Here is an 856-nt window from a genome sequence, read left to right on the forward strand (position 1 = left end):
TTGATTCCTCCTTTCTTTCCTGTCTTGACAGCAGGCATCATAAATGGAATATCTAATGCCTGCAACCATCTAATTACAGGAGTATTAAAAAATCCTCTATCCAAATAGAGTTTTTTTACATTTATTTTAAGGGATTCAAGTTCTGCCAATAAATAAGTAATGAGCGCTACACTGGTATCTAGTTTACGAACCCCTCTAACTGCAAGAGTTACACGCTTATTCTTGGTAATAACATATAAAGTTGCATAAGCGTAAAATGAATGAGTACCAGATTTAGCTTGACTTCGATATATGTAAGGTAATTCCTCTAATGTTGGCTTACCATAATAGCAAATTAGATTTAAATCAATCGCTATTTTTAAACAACCATTTTTTAATCCTAAAGGAATTCGGCTTTTCAGTGATTGATTTATTTGCGTCTCTAATTCTTCAAAATTATTGATTTTATTGAGATGATATCTAATATCATTGGCTGTAGGAACATTCTTTAATAGTTTAGCTGTGTTCTCAATACTATCTCCACTGCTAGCTGCTTTTATGAGAATCTCGAATAAAGTTTGTTGGTCACATATTCCTTGAGTTTCAATCGAAAAATTTTCTACTAAACACTCAATAACTTCATTAAGGGTTTTTGAGTCTGTTAAAATCGGTTCTTCTGTAGACTCGCTCCTCTTGGCAATTCGATGAGATGAAACAGTCAATTTCCTCAGCCAATATACGACACATTACTTTGATCATTTCATATTTTGAACTACTGCAAAATATGATAAGTATTTTTTATGAAATCAGTATTGGATAATACTTGCTTCTCTGTACTCATTTGTTGGTGATATCTGCTGTATCCATAGTGGTTCGC

General features: G+C 32.7%; 1 pseudogene. It reads right to left on the reverse strand.

Going from position 1 to position 856, the window contains the following annotated elements:
• A pseudogene (locus ACM0OY_RS40495) lies at window positions 1–701 on the reverse strand (ISH3 family transposase); the annotation flags it as partial.
• Between the last annotated feature and the right edge of the window lie 155 nt (window positions 702–856).

Source organism: Nostoc sp. CCY 9925, assembly GCF_963920935.1.
Classification (GTDB): Bacteria; Cyanobacteriota; Cyanobacteriia; order Cyanobacteriales; family Nostocaceae; genus Nostoc.